Raw genomic sequence first — 8,252 nt, 5'->3', positions numbered from 1 at the left:
TCGGCCTGTTCGCGAACCATGTCGATCGCGCGCGCGACATCGGCATAGGTGCCGGGATAGCCACCACCTTCCTCGTCGATGCGGCGGTAGCTGATCGACCAGACGGCATAGCCCTTTTCGACGAGCGCACCTGCCGCCGGGCGCATCAGTTCGGGGCCGGCCAGATCGCGGCGCCAGCAACCGCCGTGCACCATGACGACGACCGGCAGGCGGGCGTCGGTGCCGGCACTGGCGGGCATGAACAGTTCGACCTGCTGCGACGGACCGTCGCCATAACGGATGACCTCGGTCGGGGCGGGGGCCGGCATCGAGGTGACGGCGCGCGCCGAGATCAGGCGCGGCAGGTCGGGCAGTTTCGACTGGGCGGCGGCGGGTGCGGCCGACATCAACAGCGCCGGGCCTGCCAGCAGCAGCGCCCGGTTCATCTGCCGCCAGACCATCATTTGGTCGTCCGGGCCTTGCGGGCTTCGCCAAGATCGAGGACGGCGCCGTCGGTTCCTTCGGGCAGCAGGCCGAGCCGCCGCGCGACTTCCTGATAGGCCTCTACCTCGCCGCCGAGGTCGCGGCGGAAGCGGTCCTTGTCGAGCTTCTCGCTGGTCTTCATGTCCCACAGGCGGCAGCCGTCGGGGCTGATTTCATCGGCGAGAATCACCCGGCTGTAGTCGTCTTCCCAGAGGCGGCCGAACTCCAGCTTGAAGTCGACGAGGCGGATGCCGATTCCGGCGAACAGGCCGGTCAGGAAATCGTTGGTGCGGATGGCCATGTCGACGATGTCGGCTAGTTCGTCCTGTCCGGCCCAGCCGAAGCAGGCGACATGTTCCTCGGTGATCATCGGATCACCCAGCGCATCGTCCTTGTAGTAATATTCGAGGATCGTGCGCGGAAGCTGGGTGCCTTCCTCGATACCGAGGCGCTTCGACAGCGAACCGGCGGCGACGTTGCGCACCACCACCTCGATCGGGATGATTTCCACCTGCCGCACGAGTTGTTCGCGCATGTTGAGGCGCTTGATGAAGTGCGTCGGGATACCGATGTTGCCCAGCAGCGTGAACAGATGCTCGGAGATGCGGTTGTTCAGCACCCCCTTGCCGCTGATGGTGCCCTTTTTCTGGGCGTTGAAGGCGGTGGCGTCGTCCTTGAAATACTGGATGAGCGTGCCAGGCTCCGGACCCTCGTAGAGGATCTTGGCCTTGCCTTCGTAGATCTGCCGGCGGCGGGACATGTCGTTGGCTTTCCGTGTGGTTGCGAGAACCGCGCATAGCCGGTTCGGCCATGCACGGCAACGCAACCCGACACGCCGCCCTTACAGCTTGACCAGCATCTTGCCGCTGTTGCTGCCTTTGAACAGGCCGATGAAGGCGTCAGGCGCCTTTTCAATGCCTTCCACCACCGTTTCCTGCCACTTGATGCGGCCCTTCCCGACCCATTCACCCATCTGGGCGATGAATTCATTCTGCAGGCCGGCAAACTGGGTGACAATGAAGCCCTGCATCTTCAGTGATTTGCCTACGACCATAATAATGTTCGACGGGCCGGGCACCGGTTCGGTTGCATTGTAGCCGGAAATCATCCCGCATTCGACGAAGCGGGCGAACGGCCGCGCCACATCGATTGCGACTTCCAGATGCTCGCCGCCGACATTGTCGAAATAGATATCGATTCCCTTGGGCACAGCCTGCCGCACGGCATCGAGCAGGCTTGGCGCCGTGCGGTAGTTGATCGCATGATCGACGCCGACCGATTTCAGCCAGGCGCATTTTTCGTCGGTGCCGGCGGTTGCGACCACCGTGCAGCCAAGAATCTTCGCCACCTGCGCCACCGTCGAGCCGACTGCGCCGGCGCCGCCTGAAACAAACACGGTATCGCCTTCGCGCGGCTGGCCGATCTGCGTGAGGCCGGCCCATGCGGTAAGACCGGGCATCCCCAGAATGCCCAGATAGGCCTGCACCGGCACGCCATCGATCGCGGGCAGCTTCATCAGGGCCGAGCCGGGCTGGACGAACGCTTCGCGCCACCCGGCCATGCTGCTGACGATGTCGCCCGGCTTGAACGCCGGATCGGACGAAGCGATCACTTCGCCGACCGCTCCGCCTTCCATTACCTTGCCCACCTGAAACGGCGGCGAATAGCTTGGCCGGTCGTACATGCGGCCGCGCATATAGGGATCGACCGACATATAGAGGTTGCGGACCAGCACTTCGCCGGCGGCAGGCGCCGGCAGGTCGACGGTTTTGACTTCGAAATGCTCGGCGCCCGGCATACCTGTCGGGCGGCTTTTCAGATGGATTTCGCGGGTCGTCGTCATCGCTGGCCTCCTCCTTGTGGCAATCGCGCGGGTATGGGCGCTGCCTTCTGGGCTGGCAAGCTGCTGCAATCTGTCAGGTGCGGGGGCGAAGCTTTCCGCCAAGCGTGACCAGTGCCGCGATCACTCCGCCAAGCACCAGGCCGAACACACCGGCAAGCGCTGCGTTCACCACCCATTCGAGAGCGCCCGTCATGACCGGTGTCAGCGTGGCTACGCCATGCGCCCAATGGTGGAACGTTTGCGGCAGTGCGGGCAGCAGCCCCGTCGTTTCAAGGCCGTGCAGGACGATGCCGCCGCCGACCCACGCCATCGCCGCCGTGCCGATCACCGAGAGCGACGACAGCAGATGCGGCATCCCGGCGACGAGTGCGCGACCGATCGCCTGCGAGCCGTTGCCTTCCCGCTGCGCAAGGCGATAGCCGATGTCGTCCATCTTCACGATCAGGGCGACGCCGCCATAGACGAGCGCGGTGACCGCAAGGCTGACGCCGACGAGCGCCGCCGCCGTCGTCGTGAGTGGCAGGTTGTCCAGTTCGCCAAGCGCGATCGCCAGAATTTCAGCCGAGAGGATGAGATCGGTGCGGATTGCCCCGTTCACCATCTTCGATTCCTGTTCGGCGGGTTCCAGAAAGGCCGGAGTTTCGTCGTCGTGGGGGGATGTGTGGTGCATCCCGGTCTTTTCCAGCACTTTTTCCGCCGCTTCGAAGCAGAGGAACGCGCCACCCAGCATCAGCAGCGGGGTGAGGGCAGCCGGCAGGAATGCGGCGAGCGCGATGAAGATCGGCGTCAGGAACAGCAGCTTGTTGCGGAGCGAGCCCTTGGCGATCCGCCAGATGATCGGCAGCTCGCGGTCTGGTGTGAAGCCGGTGACATAGGTTGGCGTGACGGCGGCGTCGTCGATCACGACGCCTGCCGACTTGGCGCCGGCCTTGGCGGTAGCGGCGCCGATATCGTCGAGCGAAGCGGCGGCCAGCTTCGCAATGGCGGCGATGTCATCGAGGAGGGCGATCAGGCCGGATGCCATGGGGTTCCTTCAGGGCTGTCGAAAATGGGCGGCGATCGCCTCGTTGGCGAGGCTGTCGGCGCGTTCATTGAGCGGGTGGCCGGAATGGCCGCGCACCCACTCCCAGCGGATGCTGTGCGGTTTGACCGCAACGTCCAGCGCCATCCACAGATCGGCGTTGCGGACCGGTTCGCGTGCGGCGTTGCGCCAGCCGTTCTTTTTCCAGCCGTGGATCCATTTGGTGATGCCGTCCAGCAGGTAGCGGCTGTCGGTTTGCAGGGTGATTGCGGCCGGTTTGCGCATCGCTTCGAGCGCGCGCAGTGCGGCAGTCAGTTCCATGCGGTTGTTGGTGGTTTCAGCCTCGGCGCCGGAAAGGATTTTCTCGGTGCCGTTCCAGATGAGGATCGCCGCCCAGCCGCCACGGCCGGGGTTTCCCTTGCACGCGCCGTCGGTGGCAACGAGCACTTCCGGAAGCGGCTCAGGCATCGAGCGACGCAAAATAGCGAAGCCGGCGGGCGAACGGGCGCGGATCCTTGCGCTGCACCAGCGCATCGGACGGCGGGGCGAGCCAGTCCTGCGCGCGGCTGAGCAGGAAGCGCAGGCTTGCCCCCTGCCCCAGAAGCGGCAGCGCGCGCAGTTCGGCGTCGGTCAGCGGACGGACCGAGGTGTATCCGGCAAGCATTGCTTCGGCGTGGGCCGCTAGCGGCGCCGAACCATCGGCCGGAAAGCACCATGCGGCATGGAGAACCGCCAGATCATAGGCCAGGAGGTCGGTGCAGGCGAAATAGAAGTCGATGAGACCGGTGACTTCGGAGCCGAGCATCAGCACATTGTCCGGGAAGAGGTCGGCGTGGATGGTTCCTTGCGGCAGACCGCCGGGCCAGCGGGCAACGACATCGGCGACGCGCGCCTGCACCAGTTCGGCAAGGCCCGGTTCGATGCCCTCCAGCCGGTCGCCCAGCTCGTCGGTGACTTCGCGCCAGTGATCCGGGCCTAGCGCATTGGCGCGCGTCGCGGTGAAGCTTTCGCCTGCCAGATGCAGTTGCGCGAGCGCGCGGCCCGCAGCCCCGGCCTGTGTGACGGTCGGCCGGGAAACCGAAACGCCGGGCAGATACTGGATGAGGCAGGCAGCCTTGCCCATCAGTTGTTGCAGCGCCTCGCCGTGCGCGTCGCGGATGGGGCGGGGGACCGGCTGCCCGGCGTCGGCCAGATGCTCCATCAGCGACAGGAACCACGGCAGTTCGGCCAGATCGATCCGGTGTTCATAAAGGGTGAGGATGTAGCGCGCCGCTGTGGTTTCGACGAGGAAGTTCGAGTTCGAAACCCCTTCGGCGATGCCCTTGGCGGAAACCAGTCGCGCCGGCCCATAGCGGGCGAGGAATTGTTCCAGCGCCTCTGCCGGGACGTCCGTATAGACGGCCATGTCGTTCCCCCGTGTCTGGCGAATCAGGCGGCGAGGCCGCGCGGCAGCTTGAAAACCACGTCTTCCGTCGCGTTGACGACTTCCTCGACCGAGACTTCATAGCGTTCGGCAAGGGCATCGACGACTTCGCGCACCAATACCTCGGGCGCGGAGGCGCCGGCGGTGATGCCGACCGTTTCGACGTCATCGAACCAGCCCCAGTCGATCGATTCGGCGCGCAGGATCAGGTGCGCGCGCGCGCCGCTGCGCAATGCCACTTCGCGCAGGCGCTGCGAGTTGCTGCTGTTTTCGCTGCCGATCACCAGCACCAGCTGGCACTGGCTGGCGATGGTCTTGGCGGCGGACTGCCGGTTCGAAGTCGCGTAGCAGATATCCTCGCCCTTGGGGCCCTGGATCGACGGGAAACGCGCCTGCAGGGTGGCGACGATCTCGGCGGTGTCGTCGACGGAAAGCGTCGTCTGCGTGAGAAAGCCCAGGAGTTCGGACGGCGGCGCGACGCTGCGCGCGTCGTCGGCTGTTTCTACAAGCGTGATCGATCCCTCGGGCACCTGCCCGAACGTGCCGATCACTTCCGGGTGGCCTGCGTGGCCGACGAACAGGATGTGGCGGCCCTGTTCGACCATGCGTTCGGCCTGCCGATGCACCTTGGAAACCAGCGGGCAGGTCGCATCGAGCCAGTCCAGCCCGCGTTGCTGGGCGGTGGCGGGGATCTGCTTGGGAACGCCGTGGGCGGAAAAGATCACCTGTGCGCCGTCGGGCACCTCGTCGAGTTCCTTGACGAAGATGGCGCCACGGGCTTTCAGCCCGTCGACGACGAAGCGGTTATGGACGATCTCGTGGCGGACATAGACCGGCGGGCCATATTTTTCGAGCGCGAGTTCGACGATGCGGATCGCCCGCTCGACGCCTGCACAAAAACCGCGCGGGGCAGCGATCAGAACTTTTAAGGCGGGCTTCATGACCATGCGGCTCTCTTAGGGCAGAAGATGTCAGGCATGAAGCCCCTTCCCAAGAAGGCGTGCCCAAGACTAAGGACAAGCCCGCGCGCGGGCTTGTCCGATGCCCAAGGAGATGCACTTGTCGAAGGCCTATCTTTTGCTCGGGATCGTCGCGTCGGCACTGGCGCTGTCGGCCTGCAACCGCAATCCGCTGGAAGTGAAGCGGTCGCAATGCCCCGCAGTCGCCGTTCCGGCCTATGCCGGAAGCGTCACCCGATTCGACCCGCAGCAAAGCCGCGACGCCGATGCGATCGATGTGACAGCGCAACTGATCGACGTGACGGGCCGCTGCATCGAAGGACCTGAATATCTGACGACGGATGTGGTGTTCACCGTTTCGGCGCAGCGCCGCAAGGCGGGACCGGCGCGTGAACTCTATCTGCCGGTGTTCGTCGCCATGGTGCAGGGCGGCAATGTGCTGGTGTCGAAGCAGCAGACCGGCGTGCTGCTGAAGTTCGCCGATAGCCAGCTCAGGACCGAGACCACGGGCGGCGCGCGCGCCGATGTGCACCGTTCGGCTGTCACGCTGCCCGCAGATGTTCAGGAACGCATCAGCAAGAAGCGCCAGCCCGACCAACTGGATTCGCTGGTCGATCCGATGTCGGATCCGCAGGTGAAGGCGGCAGTCAGGGCGGCGACGTTCGAGGTGCTCGTCGGCTTCCAGCTCGACGACCCGAGCCTTGCCTATAACGTCGGCAAATAACGCCCTTCGGGGGAAGGCCTCGCTTTATCTTGACGGCGGCGGGGGCCGTGCCTATTGCCGCACTCCTCGCGTTGGCCATATGGTACGCGGGCAGTATGGCGATCGTAGCTCAATTGGTTAGAGCGCTGGTTTGTGGTACCAGAGGTTGCGGGTTCAATTCCCGTCGATCGCCCCACTTTCGCTGCCGCAACGGTGCGACGCGGACTTCCTGACGGGGCGGCCTTCCATGCGTGACAAATCCTCACCCGGCGGACGCGGTTATGGCGTGCTGATGGCGCTGGGTGCGCTGGTGGGCTTTGCCGTCGGCCTGTTCGTCGGCCAGCCATCGGCGGGCGTGGTGGGCGGATTCGTGCTGGGCGGCGCGGCGGCGCTGGTGCTGGGCATTCTGGGCCGATAGCCGGGTTTCAGAACCGGCGACCCAGCCATACCACCCGGCCGATGATCCTGATGGCTGCCGGGTCGCAGTCGGCAAAGGATGCATAGGAAGCATTGTCGGACAGGATGGTGATGCGCCCGTTTGAAGGGTTCACCGCAAGCCGCTTTACCTGCGCATCGGGTTCGCCTTCCAGCGCATATAGCCCGTCGCGCGGGTGGGTCGCGTCGGCGGTGTCGACCAGAATGACATCCCCGTCGAGGAGGGTGGGGACCATGGCGTCGCCCTGTATCCGGTGCGCTGCAAGCCAGGCCGCGTGTGCAGGTTGCAGGCCGTGCAGCAGCGCTGCGTCGACTGTCAGCCTGCCATTGCCGCGCCCGAGATAGGGAAGTTCGATGCAGCCGTCGCTGGCCGAATCCGGCTGGATGTGCACGGCCGCCGCTGGCGGCGCACCCAGCCGTGCTTCGCTGATGGCGAAATGGCGGGCGAGGCGGCGGCGGTCATCCTCGGCGAGGCGGCGCGGCACCCCGCGCTTCAGATACTGCTGGATATAGGCAGGATTCCGCCCGATGAGCCGCGACAATTCGGCATAGCCGACGCCGGTTTCGTGGATAAGCCGTTCGAGAGTCAGGCGAACGGAGTTTTCGGCATCGGGTGCCGCAGTGGTGGAATCATTGGTCATCACAAGAAAAAACCTAGACTAGTAGGAAAACGCTTATCAGCATTATCGCATCCGATTCGGACCGGCTTCACGGCAGCGCCGTTGCGGCCGACGGGCGGGTACAGGGTCGAAACAAGGAGATGATGGGCCATGTCCCTGCTGCGAGCGATCGAGATTTGCCTGAATATTGCCGACATACCGCCTTCCCGCTTTGGGCGCGACAGTGTTCGCGATCCGCGACTGGTGCATGATCTGCGCCGTGGGCGGCAACCGGGCCGCCGCATGGAGCGGCGCGTGCATGACCATCTGGAGGGGGTCATTGCGCGCCTTCCCGAGGCGAAACGGCAAGACGCGCGCCGCCGCCTTCGTGCAGGGGGTTTTGCATGCGAATGAGCCTTGGGCGGGCGAGCGCGGCACTGCTGCGCGCCGTCCGGATGGTGGTGGGCGACGCTGCGGACGGGGCTGCGGGCCGGGCGACGGACGATACCCCGCTGCTGGCGGTTTCGGCATTCGAATCGGAGCCATGGGCAAGCCTGACCTTCTCGGGCGCGCGGCATCGGCTGGAATTCCGGCTGGAAGGACGGGCTGCGCAGGTCCGGGAGGCGAGGGCGCGGCTTGCTGCGAGCCTTGCAGAAATGGACCTGACGATCCCCGGCCAGTTTCTGGCCGATTCCGAGCTGGTCGATGCCGGCTGCATACGCCTGGAACATGGGTGCATTTCCCTGAACCTCCGCCTGATGGCGTTGACGATAGAGGAGTAGGCATGGAATGCAAGAATTCCGCAAT

At 65.1% G+C, this 8,252-nt stretch carries 11 protein-coding genes and 1 tRNA gene; 4 read left to right on the top strand and 8 right to left on the bottom strand.

Annotation, left to right across the window (positions count from 1 at the left end; genetic code table 11):
- The 7 genes from AC16JP_RS07115 to ispH form a co-directional block, all read right to left on the bottom strand.
- On the bottom strand, window positions 1-443 hold a 443-nt coding region (locus AC16JP_RS07115; protein ID WP_484339913.1), incomplete at its 3' end, for an alpha/beta hydrolase.
- The gene (gene purC, locus AC16JP_RS07110) at window positions 440-1,222 is read right to left on the bottom strand and encodes a phosphoribosylaminoimidazolesuccinocarboxamide synthase (RefSeq protein ID WP_484339912.1); all 783 of its coding nucleotides are present in this window, start codon (window positions 1,220-1,222) and stop codon (window positions 440-442) included. The genes AC16JP_RS07115 and purC, both read right to left, overlap by 4 nt.
- Before the next feature lie 81 nt (window positions 1,223-1,303).
- Window positions 1,304-2,305, bottom strand: a complete 1,002-nt coding sequence (locus tag AC16JP_RS07105) for an NADP-dependent oxidoreductase (protein ID WP_484339911.1) — start codon at window positions 2,303-2,305, stop codon at window positions 1,304-1,306.
- Between the two features lie 73 nt (window positions 2,306-2,378).
- Window positions 2,379-3,329, bottom strand: coding sequence for a DUF808 domain-containing protein (locus tag AC16JP_RS07100; protein ID WP_484339910.1), 951 nt, complete (start codon window positions 3,327-3,329; stop codon window positions 2,379-2,381).
- Between the two features lie 9 nt (window positions 3,330-3,338).
- Entirely contained in the window at window positions 3,339-3,794 is a 456-nt protein-coding gene (gene rnhA, locus AC16JP_RS07095; RefSeq protein ID WP_484339909.1) for a ribonuclease HI, read from the bottom strand.
- Complete coding sequence (gene thrB / locus AC16JP_RS07090; RefSeq protein ID WP_484339908.1) at window positions 3,787-4,731, bottom strand: homoserine kinase; 945 nt, start codon at window positions 4,729-4,731, stop codon at window positions 3,787-3,789. The genes rnhA and thrB overlap by 8 nt, the downstream gene beginning before the upstream one ends.
- A 23-nt stretch (window positions 4,732-4,754) precedes the next feature.
- Window positions 4,755-5,696 carry a 4-hydroxy-3-methylbut-2-enyl diphosphate reductase gene (gene ispH, locus AC16JP_RS07085; protein WP_484339907.1) on the bottom strand — a complete coding sequence of 314 codons (942 nt, stop codon included), beginning with the start codon at window positions 5,694-5,696 and terminating at the stop codon, window positions 4,755-4,757.
- Between the two features lie 112 nt (window positions 5,697-5,808).
- Between ispH and AC16JP_RS07080 the strand changes: the two genes are divergently transcribed.
- The 3 genes from AC16JP_RS07080 (at window position 5,809) to AC16JP_RS07070 (ending at window position 6,829) form a co-directional block, all read left to right on the top strand.
- A complete protein-coding gene (locus tag AC16JP_RS07080) occupies window positions 5,809-6,432 on the top strand; it encodes a hypothetical protein (protein WP_484339906.1) in 624 nt (207 codons plus the stop codon).
- A gap of 98 nt (window positions 6,433-6,530) precedes the next feature.
- Window positions 6,531-6,607 (top strand) — tRNA-His (locus tag AC16JP_RS07075).
- 51 nt (window positions 6,608-6,658) lie between these two features.
- Window positions 6,659-6,829, top strand: a complete 171-nt coding sequence (locus AC16JP_RS07070) for a hypothetical protein (RefSeq protein WP_484339905.1) — start codon at window positions 6,659-6,661, stop codon at window positions 6,827-6,829.
- A 7-nt stretch (window positions 6,830-6,836) separates the two neighbouring features.
- On the opposite strand, the gene AC16JP_RS07065 is transcribed toward AC16JP_RS07070, so the two are convergent.
- Window positions 6,837-7,487: a S24 family peptidase gene (locus AC16JP_RS07065; RefSeq protein WP_484339904.1), complete on the bottom strand. Its 651-nt coding sequence runs from the start codon at window positions 7,485-7,487 to the stop codon at window positions 6,837-6,839.
- Between the two features lie 362 nt (window positions 7,488-7,849).
- On the opposite strand from AC16JP_RS07065, the gene gp17 reads away from it, so the two are divergent.
- A complete protein-coding gene (gene gp17, locus AC16JP_RS07060; protein WP_484339903.1) occupies window positions 7,850-8,227 on the top strand; it encodes a tail completion protein gp17 in 378 nt (125 codons plus the stop codon).
- Window positions 8,228-8,252 lie beyond the last annotated feature (25 nt).

The organism is Sandaracinobacteroides sp. (assembly GCF_057137845.1).
This window is presented reverse-complemented; position numbering and strand designations above follow the sequence as displayed.

Coding starts and splice junctions, on each gene's coding strand:
- purC (WP_484339912.1), bottom strand. CDS start 1,222: ATGTCCCGCCGCCGGCAGATCTACGAAGGCAAGGCCAAGATCCTCTAC.
- gp17 (WP_484339903.1), top strand. CDS start 7,850: ATGCGAATGAGCCTTGGGCGGGCGAGCGCGGCACTGCTGCGCGCCGTC.
- ispH (WP_484339907.1), bottom strand. CDS start 5,696: ATGGTCATGAAGCCCGCCTTAAAAGTTCTGATCGCTGCCCCGCGCGGT.
- AC16JP_RS07065 (WP_484339904.1), bottom strand. CDS start 7,487: ATGACCAATGATTCCACCACTGCGGCACCCGATGCCGAAAACTCCGTT.
- AC16JP_RS07070 (WP_484339905.1), top strand. CDS start 6,659: ATGCGTGACAAATCCTCACCCGGCGGACGCGGTTATGGCGTGCTGATG.
- AC16JP_RS07100 (WP_484339910.1), bottom strand. CDS start 3,329: ATGGCATCCGGCCTGATCGCCCTCCTCGATGACATCGCCGCCATTGCG.
- rnhA (WP_484339909.1), bottom strand. CDS start 3,794: ATGCCTGAGCCGCTTCCGGAAGTGCTCGTTGCCACCGACGGCGCGTGC.
- thrB (WP_484339908.1), bottom strand. CDS start 4,731: ATGGCCGTCTATACGGACGTCCCGGCAGAGGCGCTGGAACAATTCCTC.
- AC16JP_RS07105 (WP_484339911.1), bottom strand. CDS start 2,305: ATGACGACGACCCGCGAAATCCATCTGAAAAGCCGCCCGACAGGTATG.